General features: G+C 56.8%; 17 protein-coding genes. 6 read left to right on the plus strand and 11 right to left on the minus strand.

From position 1 onward, the window contains the following. Positions 1–31 precede the first annotated feature (31 nt). The 5 genes from ACR0JG_RS05960 to ACR0JG_RS05980 all read right to left on the minus strand — a co-directional run bounded on the left by ACR0JG_RS05960 (position 32) and on the right by ACR0JG_RS05980 (position 4,534). Positions 32–1,045 carry an NAD-dependent epimerase/dehydratase family protein gene (locus tag ACR0JG_RS05960; protein ID WP_480568093.1) on the minus strand — a complete coding sequence of 338 codons (1,014 nt, stop codon included), beginning with the start codon at positions 1,043–1,045 and terminating at the stop codon, positions 32–34. A gap of 140 nt (positions 1,046–1,185) precedes the next feature. Continuing rightward, the gene (gene phnY / locus ACR0JG_RS05965; protein WP_480568095.1) at positions 1,186–2,634 is read right to left on the minus strand and encodes a phosphonoacetaldehyde dehydrogenase; all 1,449 of its coding nucleotides are present in this window, start codon (positions 2,632–2,634) and stop codon (positions 1,186–1,188) included. A 41-nt stretch (positions 2,635–2,675) separates the two neighbouring features. Further along, positions 2,676–3,011, minus strand: a complete 336-nt coding sequence (locus ACR0JG_RS05970; protein ID WP_480568097.1) for a carboxymuconolactone decarboxylase family protein — start codon at positions 3,009–3,011, stop codon at positions 2,676–2,678. A 10-nt stretch (positions 3,012–3,021) separates the two neighbouring features. Further along, positions 3,022–3,783 carry an amino acid ABC transporter permease gene (locus ACR0JG_RS05975; protein WP_170646909.1) on the minus strand — a complete coding sequence of 254 codons (762 nt, stop codon included), beginning with the start codon at positions 3,781–3,783 and terminating at the stop codon, positions 3,022–3,024. 10 nt (positions 3,784–3,793) lie between these two features. After that, positions 3,794–4,534 (minus strand): amino acid ABC transporter ATP-binding protein, encoded by a 741-nt coding sequence (locus tag ACR0JG_RS05980; protein ID WP_170407352.1) that lies wholly within the window; start codon positions 4,532–4,534, stop codon positions 3,794–3,796. A gap of 121 nt (positions 4,535–4,655) precedes the next feature. Here ACR0JG_RS05980 and ACR0JG_RS05985 point away from each other — a divergent pair, with 121 nt between their 5' ends. Both ACR0JG_RS05985 and ACR0JG_RS05990 read left to right on the plus strand, forming a co-directional pair. Next, complete coding sequence (locus tag ACR0JG_RS05985; RefSeq protein WP_170393886.1) at positions 4,656–5,426, plus strand: transporter substrate-binding domain-containing protein; 771 nt, start codon at positions 4,656–4,658, stop codon at positions 5,424–5,426. A gap of 45 nt (positions 5,427–5,471) precedes the next feature. Then, the gene (locus tag ACR0JG_RS05990) at positions 5,472–6,209 is read left to right on the plus strand and encodes a creatininase family protein (protein ID WP_480568099.1); all 738 of its coding nucleotides are present in this window, start codon (positions 5,472–5,474) and stop codon (positions 6,207–6,209) included. 31 nt (positions 6,210–6,240) lie between these two features. On the opposite strand, the gene ACR0JG_RS05995 is transcribed toward ACR0JG_RS05990, so the two are convergent. The 6 genes from ACR0JG_RS05995 to ACR0JG_RS06020 form a co-directional block, all read right to left on the minus strand. Beyond that, a complete protein-coding gene (locus tag ACR0JG_RS05995) occupies positions 6,241–7,953 on the minus strand; it encodes an ABC transporter ATP-binding protein (protein WP_480568101.1) in 1,713 nt (570 codons plus the stop codon). A gap of 4 nt (positions 7,954–7,957) precedes the next feature. Continuing rightward, positions 7,958–8,908, minus strand: coding sequence for an ABC transporter permease (locus tag ACR0JG_RS06000; protein WP_480568103.1), 951 nt, complete (start codon positions 8,906–8,908; stop codon positions 7,958–7,960). After that, positions 8,905–9,882, minus strand: a complete 978-nt coding sequence (locus tag ACR0JG_RS06005; protein ID WP_170393893.1) for an ABC transporter permease — start codon at positions 9,880–9,882, stop codon at positions 8,905–8,907. The genes ACR0JG_RS06000 and ACR0JG_RS06005 overlap by 4 nt, the downstream gene beginning before the upstream one ends. 88 nt (positions 9,883–9,970) lie before the next feature. Then, positions 9,971–11,536: an ABC transporter substrate-binding protein gene (locus ACR0JG_RS06010; RefSeq protein ID WP_480568105.1), complete on the minus strand. Its 1,566-nt coding sequence runs from the start codon at positions 11,534–11,536 to the stop codon at positions 9,971–9,973. A gap of 149 nt (positions 11,537–11,685) precedes the next feature. Further along, positions 11,686–13,266 carry an ABC transporter substrate-binding protein gene (locus tag ACR0JG_RS06015; protein ID WP_480568107.1) on the minus strand — a complete coding sequence of 527 codons (1,581 nt, stop codon included), beginning with the start codon at positions 13,264–13,266 and terminating at the stop codon, positions 11,686–11,688. Positions 13,267–13,475: 209 nt separating this feature from the next. Then, the gene (locus tag ACR0JG_RS06020; protein WP_480568109.1) at positions 13,476–15,782 is read right to left on the minus strand and encodes a Tex family protein; all 2,307 of its coding nucleotides are present in this window, start codon (positions 15,780–15,782) and stop codon (positions 13,476–13,478) included. Positions 15,783–15,948: 166 nt separating this feature from the next. On the opposite strand from ACR0JG_RS06020, the gene ACR0JG_RS06025 reads away from it, so the two are divergent. The 4 genes from ACR0JG_RS06025 (at position 15,949) to ACR0JG_RS06040 (ending at position 21,447) form a co-directional block, all read left to right on the plus strand. Beyond that, positions 15,949–17,415 carry a DUF4153 domain-containing protein gene (locus tag ACR0JG_RS06025; RefSeq protein WP_480568111.1) on the plus strand — a complete coding sequence of 489 codons (1,467 nt, stop codon included), beginning with the start codon at positions 15,949–15,951 and terminating at the stop codon, positions 17,413–17,415. Continuing rightward, positions 17,393–18,070 (plus strand): response regulator transcription factor, encoded by a 678-nt coding sequence (locus ACR0JG_RS06030; protein WP_480568113.1) that lies wholly within the window; start codon positions 17,393–17,395, stop codon positions 18,068–18,070. Before ACR0JG_RS06025 ends, ACR0JG_RS06030 begins: the two co-directional genes overlap by 23 nt. Next, positions 18,058–19,023 (plus strand): sensor histidine kinase, encoded by a 966-nt coding sequence (locus ACR0JG_RS06035; RefSeq protein WP_480568115.1) that lies wholly within the window; start codon positions 18,058–18,060, stop codon positions 19,021–19,023. The genes ACR0JG_RS06030 and ACR0JG_RS06035 overlap by 13 nt, the downstream gene beginning before the upstream one ends. Before the next feature lie 210 nt (positions 19,024–19,233). After that, positions 19,234–21,447 (plus strand): NADP-dependent isocitrate dehydrogenase, encoded by a 2,214-nt coding sequence (locus ACR0JG_RS06040; RefSeq protein ID WP_480568117.1) that lies wholly within the window; start codon positions 19,234–19,236, stop codon positions 21,445–21,447. The last annotated feature ends 126 nt before the right edge of the window (positions 21,448–21,573 follow it).

The following is a 21,573-nucleotide window of genomic DNA, read 5'->3' on the forward strand; positions in this document are numbered from 1 at the left end:
TGTGGCCGGCGAATTCAGGTTTAGGCAGGTTCTATTTACCGTAATATACGCGATACCAGTCCACGAAGGCCTGAATGCCGTCCTTGATTTCGGTTTTTGGGCGATAACCGGTCAGGCGGTGCAGCAGATCGGCATTGGCCCAAGTTGCAGGCACATCGCCCAACTGCATCTCCATATAGTTTCGGATCGCGGGTTTGCCGAGGCTTTCTTCGATGGCGTCGATGAAATCCAACAAACGCACTTTGTCTGAATTTCCAATGTTCACTATGCGATAGGGAGCGACCGGGCTCAGGCTGTCACCTTCGGCGATGTCTTCGGGGGCTTTGGGGCGAACAGGCACAACGTCGATCAGCAGAGAGATTGCGCGCACCAGGTCATCCACATAGGTGAAATCACGATACATGTCGCCGTGGTTGTAGATGTCTATCGGGCGGTCGTTGAGGATAGCGTCCGTGAATTTGAAGAACGCAAGGTCCGGGCGCCCCCAAGGACCGTAGACTGTGAAGAAGCGGAACATTGTCGTCGGAATATCCCAAAGATGGGCATAGGAATGCCCCATCGCTTCATTTGCCTTTTTGGTGGCTGCGTACATAGTGAGTTGATGATCTGCTTTTTCGCACTCGTCGAAGGGCATGTCAGGATTTGCCCCGTAGATCGACGAAGTCGAAGCCATCAGCAGATGCCGCACTTTGTGCCGCCGCGCAGCTTCCATCACGTTGAACGTCCCGACAACATTGCTTTCGACATAGGCGCGCGGGTTTTCCAGGCTATATCGGACGCCAGCTTGCGCCGCGAGGTGGATGATCACGTCCGGTTCAAAAGCATCAGCGATCTGGTCGAACTTGGCGGTATCTTCCAGCATCCCTTCATCGCACGAAAAATTTGGGTTCTCCTGCAACAGCGCATGTCGACTCTGTTTGAGGCGGACATCGTAATAATCAGTCATCCCGTCAAAGCCATGAACCCGGCAACCGTTCTCCAGTAAAAGTTTGGCAAGATGGAACCCGATAAATCCGGCAGTACCTGTGATCAGAACCTTTTGCATGAGGTATTTCCTTGTTTCGGGGCATCGCGCGTGCGTTCGAAGGCACATATGACGCCAAGAGCCGAAGGGCTCAAGCGGTCATTTCATGGCTGAGTGAGCATGAATCTCTAGTGGTGTGCATTGCAATCTTCAACAAGTCTTCAACCGGGCCAAGGAAGCGAGTAGGTTTTGACATTCGTAAAGAACCTCATGGCCTCGATGACCCCTTCTTTGACACCATTGCCCGAATCCTTGATGCCGCCAAAGGGGGACATTTCGATACGGTATCCGGGTTGTTCCCAGATATTGCAGGTGCCCACGTTCAGCCCATTGATATAGGCAATTGCGCGGTTCAGGTCATTGGTACATACCCCCGACGACAGGCCGTACACAGTAGAGTTCGAGATGCGCATGACCTCGTCATCGTCGTCGGGCACGCGAATGATGGGAATAATGGGGCCGAAAGTTTCCTCCATCACTAACGCAGAGTCGTGGGGAACGTCGTCGACCACGATCGGCGGCAGCAGCGCGCCCTGACGTCCAGGGTGGTAAAGGACTTCTGCTCCCGCTTTCTGGGCCAAGTGAACACGATCTTCGAAAAGCTTGGCCGCTTCCTCGTGGATTACGCAACCCAGCTCGGTCTCAGGATCCTGCGGATCTCCGAACCTGATCTTTTTGGCCTTCTCCAGCACCAAAGGCACAAAGGTGTCCGCGACACTCTCTTGCACCAGTATTCGCTTGATCGCAGTGCAGCGTTGTCCCGAATTGCCGGTGGCCCCGGCTACGGCGATCGTTGCGGCCCTGTCTAGATCGGCATCGTTGAGGTCATTCAGAACAATCAGTGGATCGTTACCGCCCAACTCCAGCGCCTGACGTTTGTAAACCGCCTTCTCTGCGATCATCTTGCCCACGGGAGCACCACCGGTGAAGGTTATGATGTCGATGTTCTCATTGACGATCATTTCATCCCCAAGGTCCTGTGGCCAGCCAGTGACCACCTGAAACATCTCAGGCGGCAGTCCTGCCTCATAAAGGATATCGGCCAGCGTCAGGCAGGTCAGAGGCGTCAACTCGGTCGGTTTGCAGACCATGCAGTTATTGGTGGCGATCGACGGAGCAACCTTGTGGCTGACCATGTTGAGTGGATGGTTGAATGGAGTGATCGCGCTGATTGCGGTCACAGGCTTGCGCATCGTGAAAATCTTGCGGGCTTTACCGTTTTGGGTCAGATCGCACGCAAAGATTTCGCCGTCATCTTTCAGTGCCTCGGCCGCCGCAAATTGAAAGACATCCTGCGCGCGCTTGGTCTCGTAGATCGCGTGTTGATGGCAGATGCCAAGCTCAAGCACCAGCCATTTGGCGAGGTAATCGCGACGTTCACCAATCAGCTCTCCAGCCCGTTGCAGGATCTGGCTGCGTTCATAGCGGGTCAGTTCGGGCTTGTAGTGGGCCGCAATTTCGAAGGCACGGCGCGCGTGTTCAGCCTGCCCTGCGGGCACATGGCCCACGACCTCATTGGTATAGGGGTAGTGAACCGGGATGGTCTCAGCGGTAAAGATGATCTCGCCACCAATTCGCATCCCTTCATTACGGATTTCGGTGACTGCCATGGCAAGAACCATCCAATGAAATCGGACCGCGTACTGGTCTATTACTCTGAAAACACATCAAACGCCTTCAACGCCTTGGCGCTGTAGGCGTAAGACGGGCCGCCGCCCATATAGGTGGCCATAGCCAGCGCTTCGCACAGCTCTTCGCGGGTCGCACCCAGCCGCACCAATGAGCGGACATGGAAGCCGATGCAGCTGTCGCAGCGCGTCGCGATGGCAATCCCCAACGCCATGAATTCCTTTGTCTTTTCACTCAGCGCACCATCTGTTTTGGCGGTCTTACCCATGATGCCAAAACCACGGACGGTTTCGGGCACTTCTTTCGAGAATGCACCAATATTGGCCTCGGTCTCGGCCATGAAGTCTTTCCAGTCCATCTTATGCTCCTTATCCGCGCTCATCTGCGCCCATCCGGCGCTCGAGCCAACGCACACCGGCGCTGATGATCAGTACCAGCACCAGATACTCGAAGATCAACAAGGTATAGATCTCAAGCGGGCGGTATTCCGTCACTACCAGCTCATTCGCACGGCGTGTCAGTTCTTGCATGCCGATGACGCTGGCGAATGCGCTCATCTTCACGATGTAAATGAACTGGTTGGCCAGCGGCGGCAGAATGCGCCGGATCGCTTGCGGCAGGATCACGTAGCGCATGGTCTGAAAATAGTTCAGGCCAATCGTTTGCGCCGCCTCGCTTTGCCCTTTTGCGATAGATTGTATACCGGCACGGTAGATCTCGGCGGTAAAGGCGCTGTCCGATATCGCAAGGGTGATAATTGCGCCCCAGAAGGGATCGATTGGGATGTCCATACCCATCGACTGAAAGACAATCGGCAACCCGTAGAACACCCAAAACAGCATAGGCAACAGAGGGATCGAGCGGACAAATTCGACATATACCCGGTTTACCAGCCGCCAGCCGCGCTTTTCCGACAGACCCGGCAGGGCGACCAGCAATCCAATGACAATCGACAAAATCGCCGCAATCAGCGAAATCTGAATGGTCGCACCCATGCCCGAAATCAGGAATTTTACATTGGTCCAGCCTGAAGCCGTGGTTGGATCGATGACGTACCAACCCCAGGTCTGCGAGGACGAACAGCCCGTGATCAGCAAGAAAAGGGGGAGGAAGAGAAGTGTTTTTTTCATCGGACCCAACTCAATGCTGCAGAATTTGGCTCAGGAATTTCTGACACCGCTCAGACTTTGGATTGGTGAAGAAATGCTCGGGCTTACCTTGTTCGACAATCTCGCCTGCATCCATGAACACCATGTTGTCGGCCACTTTTCGGGCAAATCCCATCTCATGGGTCACCACAACCATGGTCATGCCTTCCTCGGCAAGTTCGACCATCACGTCGAGCACCTCGGAGATCATCTCAGGGTCGAGCGCCGAGGTGGGTTCGTCGAACAAAAGGACCCGGGGTTCCATGCAAAGCGAACGGGCAATTGCCACTCGCTGCTGCTGTCCACCCGAAAGCTGTATCGGGCGCTTGTCGGCCTGATCGGGTATATGAACACGCTCAAGGTAGTGGCGCGCTTTGTCCTCGGCTTCTTTTCGGCTCAACCCGCGGGCCTTGATGGGGCCAAGGGTCAGGTTTTCCAGCACTGTTAGATGCGGGAACAGATTGAATTGCTGGAACACCATGCCAACTTCTGACCGGATGGTGGCTGCAGATTTGGCATCATCGTTCAGTTCGACCCCATCGATGCGGATGGTGCCCTTTTGATGTTTCTCAAGCTGATTGATGCATCTTACGACCGTTGATTTACCCGATCCGGATGGGCCGCAGATCACAACCTTTTCACCACTGTTTACTGTCAGGTTGATGTTCTTGAGCACGTGAAATGTGCCAAACCACTTGTCTACGTCGACAAGCTCGATCGCTGCGTTTGGCATCTGCTGGCCCACTTGTGATTACTATGAGTTAATTAGTTGCTTGAGGTTATCTTTTTCTTTACGCTTAAATCAAGAAGCAATGTCGTGATAAAAAGACTAACGCCACCAACGGGAGAACCACATGAAACGTTTTGTTAAAGTCGCGGCTGCGGCTGCGCTCGGTCTTGTGATCAGCGGCGCTGCGCAAGCTCAGTCGGCTCTGAATGAGATTTTGGATGACGGCGTGCTGAAAGTGGGGACAACCGGTGACTGGAATCCGATGTCACTGCGCGATCCGGCGACTAACAGCTATAAAGGCTATGATATCGACATCATGAACGCGCTGGCCGCTGATCTGGGTGTTGAGGTCGAATATGTGCCCACCGACTGGAAAACATTGGTCAATGGTGTGGTGGCGGGGAAGTACCACATCACCGGTTCGGCTTCGATCTCACCTCCGCGCATGAAAGTTGCAGGGTTTTCCGACAGTTACATCGCGGTTGAGTTGTTTCCCTACACAACCAAGGAAAAGGCCGACAAATTTGATGGCTACGACTCGATCAACAAGCCGGACGTGAAGGTTGCTACTACTCTGGGCACCACCTTTGAAAAGCGCGTGCGCGAATGGTTCCCCGATGCGGATATCAAAGTGGTCGAAGCCCCCGCGCGTGGTTTTCAGGAGGTCTTGGCCGGTCGTGCAGATGTGTTCATAACCTCGAATATCGAGGGATCGACCCTTGAAGCAAAGTTCCCGGTCGTCCGCGTCAAGAATGCCGGTCCACGTTCTCCTTCTCCCATCGCGATGCTCTTGCCGCAAAGCGATCAGGTCTGGATCAACTATGTGAACAACTGGATTGAAGTGAAAAAAGCCCAAGGCTTCTTTGACGAAAACCGGGAACGCTGGGGCCTCTGATCAGAGGCCCTAGTAACTGGAGCGCCTGCGAGAGTTTTCAAAGTCATGAAACTTGAGCACATGACATGGTACGAGGTTGACACTCGTATCAATGCCGGTACGGCCGTGTTGCTGCCGGTTGGATCGACCGAGCAGCACGGCCCGATGGGTCGCATTGGCACCGACACGATTTGCGCCGAGGCTGTCGCGCTCGCTGCTGCCAGGCAATGCGAGGGTATCGTCGCTCCGGCGCTGGCCTACACGCCAGCGCCTTTTAACACGGGATTTCCCGGAACGGTGTCTATTTCAGCCGAAACCTTTCGCACCATCGCAGATGAGGTGATCCGGGGGCTTTTGCAGCAAGGTTTCGTTGGAGTGTTCATAGTGAACGGACACGGGGCCAATCTGGCGCCTCTTCGGCAGATCGAAAGCGAAATTGCCGGTGGTCAATTGCTGATCCGTAGCTGGTGGGAGCCGAACGCTGTGAACGTTTTGCGGCAGCGGCTCTATGGTGATTGGGAAGGGATGCACGCCACCCCCTCGGAGATTGCCATAACCCAGTCTTTGCTTGGACCATTGCCTGCCAATCAGGCCGCTGAGCCGCCCCAGAAACTCAGCGCCGAATACATCCGGGATCACGCAGGGGATCGCCATGGTCCACCCGACGAGCATCGCGCGGACTTCCCGGATGGCCGCGTTGGATCGCATTCAGCTTTGGCCAATCCTCAGGATGGCGAGCGTCTGCTGGCGATAGCAGCTGCGGCTATCGCTGCCGAGTTCCGGGCATTCGAACAAGGCCTCTAGTCACGGAGCGCCTGCGATGGGTGTCGCGGCCCTATTCTGCTCCGACCCCAAGCCCGTCAGTCGACAGGTCATCGAGTTTCGGCATCAACCGCAACAGCTCTTGCGCGTATTCTGTTTTCGGACTGGCAAACAGATCGCTGGTGTCCTGAACCTCGACGATTTGTCCCTGTTTCATGACCGCAACTCGGTCACACATCTGGCGCACCACAGGTAGGTCGTGGCTAATGAACAGCATGGTCAGGCCCAGATGCTCTTGCAGGTCTTTCAGGATGTTCAAAATCTGCGCCTGGATCGAAACGTCGAGCGCGCTTGTGGGCTCATCGCAGATCAGGAACCGGGGTTGTGTCGCCAATGCGCGGGCAATCGAAATACGCTGGCGCTGACCGCCCGAGAACTCATGCGGATATTTCAGCCCGGCCTCTGACCCCAAACCCACTTGATCCAGCAATTCGTCCACGCGGCGCTTGACGTCGGCACCTTCCATCAGGCGGTGATGGCGGATCGGCTCCGCCACAATTTCATCCACCCGCATACGCGGATTGAGAGATGAGTAGGGGTCCTGAAAGATCATCTGGATGTTCTTGCGGTACTCTTCCTGCACCGTACGATTACTCAGATCGCTTACCAGTTGCCCGTCAAAGGTGATGGCACCACCATCCACAGGATAGAGCCCTGCAATCATCCGCGCGACGGTGGACTTGCCCGATCCGGACTCACCAACAACCCCAAAGACCTCACCTGCGCGAATGTCAAAGCTGACGTTGTCGACAGCGGTGAAGTAGCTACGATCCCAAGGCAGTAATCCACGCTTTTGCAGGAATTTCTTCGTCAGGTTGCGGATTTCAAAGATCGGTTTGCTGGCGTCGTTATCCACCTTGGGCCAGTGGCGTGCCATATCCTCGATCGCGAAACGCGTTTCACGCCCGCCATAGCTGATCTGAGGGAAGCGATGCAGTTTCAGCGTCGGGCGTGGTACGGCGGCGATCAGGGACTTGGTGTATTCGTGTTGCGGCTGGCCCATCACCTGTGCCGTGGTGCCGCTTTCAACCACCTTGCCCGCATACATCACGGTCACGCGGTCAGTTGTATCGGCGATCACGCCCATGTCATGGGTGATCAGGATGACACCCACCTGACGCTCTTGTGCTAGTTCCTTGATCAGGTCCAGAATCTGGGCCTGAACCGAAACATCCAAAGCCGTCGTGGGTTCATCGGCGATGATCACATCCGGTTCGGTGCAAAGTGCCAGAGCAATCACCACGCGTTGTCGCATGCCGCCCGAGAATTGGTGCGGATACTGATCCAGCCGAGTATCCGGGTCTGGGATGCCAACGCGGTCGATCAAATCACGGGCGCGCTTGCTTGCTTCGGCCTCGGAACCACCCAGATGGGCCTGGATCGTCTCGACCAGTTGCTCGCGCACTGTAAATAGCGGGTTCAGCGACGTAAGCGGGTCTTGAAAGATCATCGAGATCTTCTTGCCGCGCAGCCCGCGCATCGCCTCGGCATCGATGCCGCTGATCTTATCGCCGCCCAGCTTAATCTGACCGCTGGCAATGCGACCTGGGCGTTCCAGAAGGCCCATCACCGCAGCGCCGATGGTGGATTTACCTGCCCCGGATTCGCCCACAAGTCCGTGGATTTCACCGGGTTCTACAGAAAGGCTGGCGTGGTCCACTGCGGTAAACAGCTGGCGGCGGGTCGGGAATTCGACGGTGAGGTCTTGGATGGTCAGAAGGCTCATGAAATCACCGCAGTTTTGGGTTCAGCGCGTCGCGCAGCCAGTCGCCCAACAAGTTGACCGACAGGGCGAGTGCCAGAAGCGTGCAGGCCGGGAAGAACAAAATCCACCATTCGCCCGAGAACAGGAAACCCTGCCCGATCCGGATTAGTGTCCCCAGCGACGGCTGGGTCGGGGGAGCGCCCACACCCAGAAAACTCAATGTGGCCTCAGCAATGATCGCCAGCGCCAGCGAGATGGTGGCGATGACCAGAACCGGGCTAAGGACATTGGGTAGGATGTGACGGAACATGATCGGGAACGATCCACGCCCGATCAGGCGCGCGGCTTGTACATATTCTTTGTTTTTCTCGACCAGAGCAGCACCACGGACGACGCGTGCGAACTGCACCCAGTCCGACAACGCAATCGCGATGATCAGAACATAGATTGCCATCTCATCGCGGTATTCCGGCGGAGTGATTCCTTTGGCAATCCCAAAGATTAGCATTGCGACCAGAATGGCCGGGAACGTCAGTTGCACGTCTGCGATACGCATGATCAGCGTCTCGATCCAACCTCCGAAATACGCAGCGATCAGACCGAGGATCACGCCGATGATCAAGGCAAGAAGCACAGCAGAGGCACCTACGAACAATGAAATGCGCAACCCGTAGAGGATGGTCGAGAACACATCGCGCCCTTGGTCATCCGTGCCTAGCAAAAAGGTCTCTTGCGTGAACGCATTGGGCGTACCTGGCGGTGTGAACCCGTTCATCAGGTTCAGTGTTGCTGGATCGAACGGGTTATATGGCGCGATCAGCGGGGCAAAGATCGCCGCCAGCACCAGAACGACCACGACCAAAGATGCGATCATGGCTACCGGAGAGTGCCGGAAAGACCAGGCGAAATCGCTGTCCCAGAATTTAGCCATACGCGATTTAGGCGCGACTTTCGGGGTTTCCATCGTTTCGGTCATGTGGCCCTCGCGTCGACACGCAGGCGCGGGTCAATGGCATAGTACAGAAGGTCGACAATCAGGTTGATTGTCACGAACATCACTGAGATCAGCATCAGATAGGCAGCCATAACGGGGATATCCACGAACTGGATCGCGTTGATGAACAGCAAGCCGACGCCCGGCCATTGGAACACCGTTTCGGTGATGATGGCAAAAGCGATGATCGACCCCAGCTGAAGGCCCGTGATGGTGATCACCGGCACAAGAGTGTTCTTCAGCGCGTGGCGGAAATTGATCACCCGGTCCGACAGCCCTCGGGCGCGGGCAAAGCGGACATAGTCAGCGCGCAGAACCTCCAGCATCTCGGACCGGACAAGCCGCATGATCAGCGTCATTTGATAGAGGCCCAGCGTGATTGCAGGCAATATCAACGCCTTGAGCCCCGAGGTCGTCAGAAACCCGGTGGACCAACTGCCAATCATAACGGTCTCGCCCCTCCCGAAACTGGGCAGTAGGTCAAGTTCAACCGAGAAAACATAGATCAGCAGGATACCTATGAGGAACGTCGGCAGCGAAACCCCGATCAAGGAAACAGTCATGATCACATTGGCAGCGATCCCTTGTCGTCGGATTGCAGTAAAGACACCGAGGGCAATGCCCATCGTGATCGCAAGAAAGCCGGATACAAAGGCCAATTCCAACGTCGCCGGAGCGCGCTCCACCAGGATGGTCGAGACCGGTCGCCCCTGGCGATAAGACACACCGAAATTGCCCTGAACGGCGCCTTGCAGGAATTTGGCGTATTGCACCACAAAGGGTTGGTCCAACCCAAGCTCGGTCCGTAGGCGGTCAATGTCGGCCTGCGTGCGCTCTTGCCCCAGCATGTTGTCGATCGGGTCGCCAACAAATCGGAACATCGAAAAGGCGACCAACCCCACGACCAACAGCACTATGACGGACTGGAACATCCGTCTGACGATATATGCGAACATATGTTTCCCTCGTAGATCGGTCTCTCTAGGCCGACCTTGACCAGATGGTCAAGAGAGTGCTGTCAACCCAACGCGACGTTGCCGCCGATCAATTCACATTCACCCAACGCAGCAGAAAGAAGTTGTCCGGACGCTGCGTGACCTCGACATTGCTGCGTGTGCCCCAAACCAACGGCTGGACATACATCGGCACATAAACGTGTTCGTCCTGATAGATTTGGGTAACCTCGTCCAGCATCGCCTGACGCTTGGCCTCATCCAGTTCTGACTGGATCATCGGCAACAGCTCATCGACACGTGCATTCGAGAAGCCGCCGAAGTTCCAGCTACCCAGCTTTTTCTCTTCGTTCGGGGTTGCGACAAGGAACCGGACCGGATGCTCGGCGTCGAACGTACCGGGGCTCCAGCCCAGAAGGTACATGTCGTAATTATCTTCGCGCAGTTCCGGCCAATAGTTCCGCACTGGCATCGCGTCCAGCTCGGCGGTGATCCCGATCTGAGCCAGCATACCAACGACGGCCTGACAGACGGCCTCGTCATTAAGATAGCGGTCATTGGGGCATTTCAGGCCAAATGAGAAACCATCTGCATATCCGGCCTCGGCCAGCAGGGACTTGGCAGCTTCCACATCAAACGCGGGGCGTCCGGCGTTGGCTTCGGAAAACCCGCTCATGGCTGGGCTGACGAGCTGCGATGCGGGCTCGGCATTTCCGCGCATGATCGTGGCCAGAATGGCGTCGACATTCACCGCTTGCGCAACTGCCTGCCGCACGCGCGCGTCACGGAACGGGTTGGGTTTGCCCGCATCGTCTGTGTATTTCAGCGTGTCAGCCTCGTGGTCGAAGCCCAGCATGATCACACGCGCTTCAATGCCCTGGATGACATCGACCTCTGCGTTCTGCTGCAGCCGTGCGACGTCCTGAATGGGGACCGGGTTGATCATGTCCACATCGCCCGATAGAAGCGCCGCTACGGCCGTGGCAGGATTTTGGATCGGATTAAATTCTGCACGGGTGATGTTGTGTTCAACATCCCCCCACCAGCCTTCATAAGGTTCCAACACGGTCTTAAGACCCGGCTCGCGCTCGGTCACCTTGAACGCGCCGGTGCCGTTGGCGTTGATGGTGGCGTAGTTTCCGGTTTCTTTGTCGGGGACCACGGCGTCGTTGGCCTCAGTCCAGTCTTGATCCATGATCATCCAGTTGGCAATCGATGACGGAAACAGCGGGTTAGGTGCTGTGGTCATGATATCAACGGTGTAGTCATCAACTACAATGACGTCACTGACAGGAGCGAACCAACTGCGCGTGTCCGCCGCCTCACCCGAGGCGCGTTGGTAGCTGAACAGCACATCTTGCGCGTCAAAGCTGCTTCCGTCGTGAAAGGTCACGCCCTGACGCAGATTGAACCGCCATCCTTCGCCGTCGCCGATCGACTCCCAACTGACAGCCAACGCGGGCTCAACGCTCATATCCTTACCGCGGCGGACCAGCCCTTCGTAGACGTTGTTCAGGAACCCGAGAACTGGGGCCGAGTTGACAGCGTGAGGGTCCATGGTCTGCGGATCGGTGGTCGAGGCCCACTTAAATTCGGCCGCCTGCGCGGCGCTTGCAAGCAACATGGTCAGGCCGATTGCACTGTTTCTGAGGATCATGGCGAAATCTCCCTGTTAGCGCTGAAACAATCCAGCTTTTTCGCTGCCACGTAAAGCCGTTCCTGCGCCGAGATCACAGGTCCGTTACCGACGGCGCAAACAAGAACAGGGCGCGTTTCCGCGCCCTGCATACCATCACAGAGGATAGTTTAGTTCATCTCAAAGTATTTGATCTTCGGTGAATCTTCCGGCTCGACGATGGTGCCCACGCCCGATTTCATGCCCCAGTTCAGCACCTGATGGTGGATCGGGATATAAAGCTGTTCATCCTGAACAACCTGCCAGATATCACCGATCTGCTGATCACGTGCGGGTAAATCAGTTTCAGAGGCAAGGGCCACGATTTTGGCATCCAGATCCGGGTTGGAGTAGCGTGTGCCATTCCACGAACCATACTTTTCGCCCTTCGAATGGACGAGGAAGTTGAAGATGTACTCCGAGTCATAAGTCGGAACACCCCAGCCCAGCATGTAGAAATCTGTTTCTAGGTTGTTGATCAACGGGAAGTGCTGGGCTTTCGGTTTGGCGTCCAGGTTAACTGTGACGCCGATCTGGGCCAGCATTCCAACCGCTGCCTGACAGATCGCCTCATCATTGATGTAGCGGTCATTCGGGCAGTTCAGGGTCAGCGAGAATCCATCAGGATAGCCTGCTTCGGCCATCAACGCCTTGGCCCCTTCGATATCGGTTGACGAGGACGCATCCATATCTTCATCCCAACCATTCACAAATGGAGGTGAGATCATGCCAGCAGGAGCAGACTGACCACGCATCACGACCTGTTTGATCGCATCACGATTGATCGCCTTTGACATCGCCTGTCGAACGCGGACATCAGCCAGCGGGTTCTTACCATCCACATTGTCCGAGGTCAGATCAGCATCGCCCATGTTCATGCCAAAGAAAATCACCCGGTTCTGCGGCGCGGTGCGTACGTCCAGACCATCGGTTCCGGCTACACGCTCGAGGTCCTGTACGGGCACGTCCTGAATAAAATCAACCTCACCCGACAGCAGCGCGGCAACACGGGTCGCGGCGTTCTGGATCGGCGTATAGATGATCTCGGTCACCTGCAGCGGGAACTCATCCTTGCCCCAATAGCCGTCATAGGCGGCCAGGACGGTTTTCACGTCCGGCTCGCGGCTGACCAGCTTGTAGGGACCGGTGCCATTGGCGTTCTTGGCCGCAAACGTGTCTTCGCCGCCCTCATAGTCCTGAACCTTGACAGCGTTGTTTGCCTCGGCCCAACCTTTGTCCATCATGAACATGTTGGTCAGGTTGTTGGGCATGATCGGGTTCGGTCCGTCAGTTTCGATCTCGATCGTGAACTTGTCGGGCGCACGCACCTCTTTCACAGAGGCCAACAGTTCCTTGTAATCCGAATCCGGCGTCATCGCGCGATTCAGCGAAAACACGACATCCTCGCTGTCGAACTCGGCACCGTCGTGGAAGGTAACGCCCTCGCGCAGTTTGAACACCCAGACATTCGGATTTTCTTCCGATGGTGCCCATTCGGTCGCCAGCGATGGAACCAGTGCACCTGAGTGATCACGCATCACCAGCGTTTCCATGATCTGGTGCGCCATGGCCGAGGTCGGGCCTTCGTTTTGTGCATGCGGGTCCAGCGTAAGCGCGTCACCTGCACGGGCCCATCGCAGCGTCTCCGCCGAAGCGCCCGCCGCGATCATCGCCGTTGCACTGGCGGCAAGCATCAGAGTTTTGAATGACATAAGTCGTCTCCCCATTTTTTGTTGTGGCCGCATTTTCATACGGTTGGCCGAATTTTTCGGCCATCATGGGCCAGCATCATCCAGATCATGGTGCGAGTTGCAACACCCGAATGTTAGCGCCCTGCTTTTCTTTCTGTCTGCCGGGGCTTAGGTGAATGTAGGTCTTGCAAAAACACGCCTCGTATTTAGCCCTATGACAGGGTTGCCGCCTAACGTTTATTGAAGGCGTCTCTAAGAGCGTCACCAAAGGCCCCGTTCTGGGTGCTCTGACCCCCATGGCTGCGCCGCTGTTCCCCTGGCTTGGGTGTTCGTGCCGGTTTGCCCTTGCCACGGAGTGCATTGCCCTCGCGTGCCGAAGCACCACCGTCCTTGCGCATGGACAGCCCAATGCGCTTACGTGGAACGTCGACTTCGACCACCGTCACTTTGACAACTTGCCCGGTTTTGACCACCTCATGCGGGTCCTTCACGAACCGATCGGCCAGTTGGCTGACATGAACCAACCCGTCCTGATGCACGCCAATGTCGACAAACGCGCCGAAGGCGGCGACGTTGGTGACGGTACCCTCCAGCACCATGCCGGGCTTCAGGTCCGTGATTTCCTCAACCCCGTCCGTAAACGACGCCGTTTTGAAACTGGGTCGCGGGTCTCGGCCGGGCTTCTCCAATTCGGTGAAAATGTCGCGAACCGTTGGCAAGCCGAAGGTTTCACTCACAAACTGCTCGGCGCGCAGGTCTTTCAGCGCGCCTTCATGCCCCATGATTTGGCGAATGTCGCGCCCACATGCTGCCACTACCTGACGGGCGACATCGTAAGCCTCGGGGTGAACCGAGGAGGCATCCAGAGGCTCTGAACCGTCACGAACTCGCAGGAAACCTGCACACTGCTCGAAGGCGCGCGGACCAAGGCGGGCCACCTTCAGCAAATCCTTGCGAGACGCAAAGGCACCATGAATATCTCGGTGCGTGACGATCGCCTCGGCCAATCCCGGTCCCAGACCCGAGACGTGAGAAAGCAAGGGGGCTGAAGCGGTATTCAGATCCACGCCCACAGCGTTCACCACATCTTCGATCACCGACTCCAGTGACTGTGACAAGCGGTGCTGATCCACATCGTGCTGATACTGGCCGACGCCGATGCTCTTGGGTTCTATCTTGACCAGTTCAGCCAAGGGATCCTGCAGCCGGCGGGCAATCGAGACCGCTCCACGTAGCGAGACGTCGAGGTCGGGAAATTCGCGCGCGGCAAGCTCGGATGCCGAGTAGACCGAGGCTCCAGCCTCGGAAACGACGACCTTGGTGGGCGCTTTGACGGTCTTGGGCAGAAGCGACAGCGTATCGGCCACCAAACGCTCAGTCTCGCGGCTGGCTGTGCCGTTGCCGATGGCAATAAGCTCGATTTTATGTGTAGCGATAAGGTTCAGTATTGCCGCTTGTGCACCACGCAGATCATTCTTGGGCTGAAACGGATATAGCGTATCCGTTGCAACCACCTTACCGGTTGCATCCACCACGGCGGCTTTGACCCCGGTGCGAATGCCGGGATCCAACCCAAGCGTCGGACGTGCCCCCGCCGGAGCAGCGAATAGCAGATCCTTTAGGTTGCGCGAAAACACTTGAATTGCCTCGTCTTGTGCGCGGCTGCGCAGGTCGGCCATCAGTTCGACCATCATCGACAGCGACAGCTTGACCCGCCATGTCCAGCCCGCGACCTTGCGTAGCCACTTGTCACCAGGAGTATCACCGCGCGTGTTCAGATGAGCCGCAACCATGGCCTCGGCCCGCGCGGCGCCCGCTTCGGGTTCGGGAGCAATGTCTAGCGTTACGATCCCTTCCTTCGAGGCGCGCAGCATTGCCAGCGCTCGATGCGACGGGGTTTTCGACCAAAGCTCGGAATGATCAAAGTAATCGCTGAACTTGGCACCTTCCTGTTCCTTGCCCTCGACGACCTTTGCGCTCAGCAACGCCTCACGTTGCATGAAGTTTCGGAGCTCTCCCAGCAAAGCGGCGTTTTCGGTAAGCCGCTCTGTGATGATGTCCCGTGCACCATTCAGCGCGTCTTTGGTCGTGGGGACAGCCTCAATCAGATACCCTTCAGCCAGCCCTTCTGGTTCAGCCAACCGGTCCGACAGAATCGCATCGGCCAGCGGCTCCAGACCATTCTCGCGGGCAATCATCGCCTTGGTCCGGCGTTTGGGCTTGTACGGCAGATAAATGTCTTCCAACTGCGCCTTGGTTTCGGCTTGGGCGATCGATTTCACCAGATCGTCCGTCAGTTTCCCCTCATCCTTGATCGAGGACAGAATCGCCTCGCGCCGGGCCTCAAGCTCACGCAGATAATTCAGTCGCTCGGAAAGGGTGCGCAATTGGGTATCATCCAGGCCGCCGGTCACTTCCTTCCGATAACGGGCGACAAAGGGCACGGTCGCACCTTCATCCAACAACCTGACCGCGGCCCCAACCTGTTCCGCGCGGGCGTTAATCTCGGTGGCGATGGTGCGGGCGATACGGTCCAAAGGGGCCTCCTGACTTGCGGTTGGAAGATCGTCTTAGCCACCGGCACGCGCAAGGGGAAGAGGCTGCACCGCTAAAAGCATCTCTGCACAAAAAATGCACGACCCTTACGCGGTGATCTGCAGCTGCCTAGGCCAGACAGAACCAACACAAACAAGGAGCAGTTAAATGGGACAGTTCATCGTGCACGGCGTACCGGCATCAGTTTTACAAGATAGTTGGTGGCTGGACACCCCTGATCGAGGCCCAAACCGTGCCGATGGCTTAGCGGAACCAGGCAATCGCCACGCTTTTTTGGGTTTGGTGTTTCTGGTTGCGCTCGCCGATTTTCTGTTTTTCGACCATTCTCCTGGCCTTTCAATCGCACTCTTTACGTTGGCGGTTTCCGCTGTAGTGTTTGCCTTGCTGCGCCGCCGTGGTGGACTTGTCGGGCCAACCCTTCTTTTGCTGCTTAGCATTCTTCCAGTGGTGGAATATGTTCAGGCCCTGTCCGTAGCTTTCTTGCTGGGTGGATCGACCATTGCGCTGTGTTGGGCCGTGCAGGGCAATCATGAGGTCGCTTCGGTTCGCCGGTTTCTGTCTCTGTTTCCAATATTGGCGCTCAGACACGGGATAGAGGCGGTTCAGAAAGGTCATTCGGTTTCCCGCGTTGACGGGGTTGCCCTTCGTGCACTGCGCAACTGGAGTTTCCCGATCGGAGGCGCACTGATCCTTGCTTCGCTGATGGTTGCGGCCAATCCGGTCTTGTCTGATTGGATCGATCGGGTTTGGCGAATTGATTTGCGGTTCGACCGACTGCTATTCTGGATCGGGGCGGCAATCACGATCTGGCCCTTTCTTGCGGTCACCTTGCGGCCTGACTTGCTTGCCCCCCGATTTGGCCCCGGACGCAAGCGCCCATTGCCTGCTTTTGGCCTGAATGCCCAATCCGTTGCAAATGCGCTAATGGTGTTCAACTTGCTGCTGGCGGTGCAAACGGGGATGGACATGGTTTATCTCTGGGGCAGCGCCAAGTTGCCCGAGGGGATGACCTATGCTGAATATGCTCATCGCGGGGCATACCCACTCTTGGTCACAGCTTTGCTGGCGGGCGCATTTGCCTTGGCCGCGCGACCCTATCTGAACGAGCGGCAGGGGCTGACAAGATGGATGATGCTCTGGCTGGCGCAGAATGTACTGCTGGTGATCTCATCGCTGATGCGCCTGTCGCTTTACGTTGATTTCTACGGGCTGACCTATTTGCGTGTTCATGCGGCAATATGGATGGCGCTGGTTGCTGTGGGCTTGTGTCTGACCGGTTGGCAAATTTTGCAGGGTAAATCGAACCGTTGGTTATTGCTGCGATCTGCGATCCTGGGGATTGGCGTGCTCTATGCATGCTGCTTCGTGAATTTTTCATCCTTAATCGCCCGTTGGAATCTGGAAAATCCGATACGGTTTGATACCTACTACGCATGTCAGCTCAATGAGATGGCGGCGGCAGAGTTGCTGAAGGACAAACGGGTACGCGCTTGCGCAACCCCTCCGGTCGTCGACAATTGGAGGAATTGGGGCTTTCGCGCAGATCGGGTGATCCGTAATCTGGCCGTCGAACCCATGCCGGAGAAGGTAGATGAGAATCCTCGTCGTGGATGATGATCCACGCCTGCGAGAGCTGGTCTCGATCACGCTTGAGCGCGCGGGCTACCAGACGGTTACCGCCCGCGATGGCCAAATGGCGCTAACCCACGCGATGCGGGAAGCGCCTGATCTTGTCGTGCTGGATGTCGGCCTGCCTGAGATCGATGGGCTTGAGGTTTGCCGCCGCTTGCGGGCACGCTCGGACGTACCAATCTTGTTCCTGACCGCGCGTGATGACGAGATTGATCGCATTTTGGGCCTCGAGTTGGGAGCGGATGATTACGTGACCAAACCTTTCAGCCCCCGAGAGTTGGTTGCGCGGATCAAAGCCATCCTGAAACGCAGCAAACCGGGTGCTGCAGAGCTTCTCCTGCGGCATGGCCCGGTTGAAATGGATGTGTCGGCGCATTCGGTTCGGGTCGACGGCAATGCGCTTGCCTTAACCGCAACCGAGCTGTCGATTTTGCGTCGCCTGATGCAAACGCCCGCCGCCATCGTCTCGCGACCACAATTGGTTGATGCGATTTATGGCGCAGGCAGTCCGGTCTCGGATAGGACACTGGATAGTCATTTGCGGAACTTACGACGCAAGTTGGGGGATCAGGGCTGGGCCGGTGCCATCGAAACCGTGCATGGGATCGGATTGCGGATGGGTGCATGGCCGGGCTGAGACACAAGTGGCGCCCTTCGCTGGGTTTTGTTCTTGGCGGAGGTCTCGCGGGTACGCTCGCACTGTCTCTGCTGGGTCTGATAGCGCTGCGCTATCTTGGACCTGAGATCGGGTTTCGAAACGCTGCGGGCCTGCTGGCGATCGTGATCGGTTGTGCGACCGGAGTGGTCGGATACCTAATGGTTCGGCTTCTGCTCCGCCCCATAACGTCGCTGGCGACCTATTCAGTGGCCATTGAACAAGGGCAACGCGCCGAGCCGCCCGATCACTACGGTACACAAGAACTGTCGCGCCTCGCCGGTTCGGTTCTGAGCATGGCGGATACGCTGCAACGGCGCGAAGCTTCGATCCGCGTCTTTGCAGATCATGTCACGCATGAGTTGAAAACCCCTGTCACCGCGATCCGTGCGGCAGGAGAGTTGTTGGCCGAGGCCGAAACGCTCTCGGACCAGGATCACGCATTGCTGCAACAGATATTGGGCGCAAGCGATCAGATGCAAACGCAGCTCAGCGCTCTTAACACGGTTGCACAGGCACGAGTGCCGGAACATCATGGGGAGGCAAGCCTGAACGATCTTGCCGATCAGTTGCGCGCTTCGTTTCCCGAACTGGACATCAGCATAGAAGGCGGCGATCAGGCATTGAACCTTGCAGCCTCTGGCCTGAAAATTGCCCTGCAACATCTTCTGGACAATGCATGCCGTCACGGGGCAAGGCAGGTGGTCCTGCACGCAGAACTCGGTCGATTGGTTGTCCAAGACGATGGTTCCGGCATATCCGACGGTAATCGGGACCGCATCTTCAACCCATTCTTCACAACCGCGCGCGAGAAGGGAGGGACCGGGATGGGCCTGACCATCGTTACAAACCTGTTGGGGGCACATGGCGGGCGGATTTTGCTGGGGCCTTCCAAGACCGGTGCGCGATTTGAGTTGGTGTTTCCGGGTGCGTGATATCACTCAACAGCCCAAACTAATTCGTCCCGTGTCAATTTGCGCCGCTCAATACGATTGATCCCAAGCCAATCCTCATTTAAGGGAGGCCCTGTCAAATCAGAGTCACCCGTGGGGCCGTCATGTCCCCTTTGGGATTGGTGCCTATGTCACGGCGGCACATGCTCTTGGATCGCACGCCCCTGAAAGGCTTAAAAAAGGTAAGGGAATATGGCAGAAAAATCGAACTTCGACGTATTGTATACCATTGTAGACGAAGCGCCCGAGCTGGCGAGCGCCTCGTTCCTGCCCATTATCCGCAAGTTTGCGTTAGCAGCCGGTGTCAGCGTCGGAACCAAAGACATTTCGCTGGCCGGGCGTATTATCGCGACCTTCCCCGAAAAGCTGACAGACGAACAGCGTATTACTGATGATCTGGCTGCTTTAGGTGAGCTGGTGAAAACACCGGACGCAAATGTCATTAAACTGCCCAACATCTCGGCGTCGGTGCCCCAGCTGGTGGCAGCCATCGAAGAGCTGCAATCACAGGGTTATGACATTCCGAACTACCCCGAAGAGCCTTCGACGGACGACGAAAAGGCGATCCGTGCGCGTTATGACGCCATCAAGGGTTCGGCCGTGAACCCGGTCCTGCGCGAAGGCAACAGCGATCGCCGCGCAGCGCGCGCTGTGAAGAAGTATGCCCAGAAGAACCCTCATTCGATGGGAGAGTGGAGCGCGGACAGCAAGACCAAAGTGTCTTCGATGCCGGGCAATGATTTTTACGCCAATGAGAAATCGGCAACGATCACTGCGGCGCAAGCCGGCGATGCCAAGATTGAGTTTGTGGGCAAAGATGGCAGCGTTACGGTTCTGAAAGACGCTTGGCCACTGGCCGAAGGCACCGTGGCCGACGCAACATTCATGTCGGTCAAGGCGCTGTCGTCGTTCCTGACCGAAGCCATTGAGGACACCAAGAAAGACGGCACCATGTTCTCGCTGCACATGAAGGCGACGATGATGAAGGTCAGTGACCCGATTATCTTCGGCTATGCAGTCAAGGCGTGGCTTGCCCCCGTGTTCGAAAAATTCGGTGCAGAGCTGGACGCGCTGGGTGTAAACCCGAACTCGGGTCTAGGGGACCTGCTTGAGCGGGTTCAGGGCAACGCAGACATCGTCGCCGCAATCAATGCGATTAAAGGGGATCGTCCGTCGATGTATATGGTGGACTCGGACCGTGGCATCACCAACCTGCATGTCCCGTCTGATGTTATCATCGACGCCTCGATGCCCGCAGTGATCCGTGCTGGCGGCAAGGGTTGGGACGAAACCGGCGCCAAGGGCGATGCCAACTGTGTGATCCCTGACCGTTGCTATGCACCGGTGTATGATGAGGCCATCAATTTCTTCAAAGCCAATGGTGCACTGAACCCAGCCACCGCAGGAGCCGTCGCCAACGTTGGATTGATGGCGCAGAAGGCCGAGGAGTACGGATCGCACCCGACGACGTTTGAAGCGCCCGCAGATGGTACAATCCGTATCGTTCTGGCCAATGGCGAAACGCTGCATTCCCATGACGTCGAAAAGGGCGACATCTGGCGCGCCTGCACCGTCAAGAAGGCCCCGATCGAGAACTGGATCCAGCTGGCGATGGACCGTCAGCGCCTGACCGGGTCCGAGGCGATCTTTTGGCTGGATGCCAACCGCGCACATGACGCCGAGCTGATCAAGTATGTCAAACCAGCGCTTGAAGCTGCAGGCGTGGCCGACAAGTTCTTGACTATGGCCCCGCGTGAAGCAACCCGCCAGTCGCTGGAAACTATCACGGCGGGCAAGGACAGCATCGCCATCACCGGTAACGTATTGCGGGATTATCTGACCGACTTGTTCCCGATCCTCGAACTGGGGACGTCGGCCAAGATGCTATCAATCGTTAAACTGATGAATGGCGGCGGTCTGTTCGAAACCGGTGCAGGTGGTTCGGCGCCGAAACATGTTCAGCAACTGGTTGAAGAAAACCACTTGCGCTGGGACTCCATGGGTGAATTCTGTGCGCTCGGAGAATCCCTGAACTTCCTTGCTGACAGCAAGGGCAACGCCAAAGCGGGCGTCCTGGGTGCCGCTGCCGAGGCTGCCACGCAGGGAATTTTGGATAACAACAAGTCACCCAGCCGCAAAGTCGGCCAGCCGGATAACCGCGATAGCCACTACTGGTTCGCTCGTTACTGGGCCGAAGCTTTGGCGGGGCAATCCGATGATGCTGGGCTTGCCGCCGAGTTTGCACCGCTCGCGAAAGAGTTGGCGGACAAAGAAGAACAGATTTTGTCCGAGTTGGCGGCAGCGCAGGGCGCACCCGCCGATCTGGGTGGATACTACCACACTGATCCGGCCAAAGCGGCTGCGGTGATGCGTCCAAGTGCGACCCTGAATGCGATCATCGGATAAGCCAAGGGTTGCATAAACGCCTAAAAAGAAACCGGTCCGAAGAGGGCCGGTTTTTTCATGCCCTGAAAAAGAAAAAGGCCAGCCCCCATAGCCAGCCTCTTTCTGAGTGAGTGGCGGGGCTTACGC

It is taken from the genome of Ruegeria sp. AD5 (assembly GCF_056542345.1).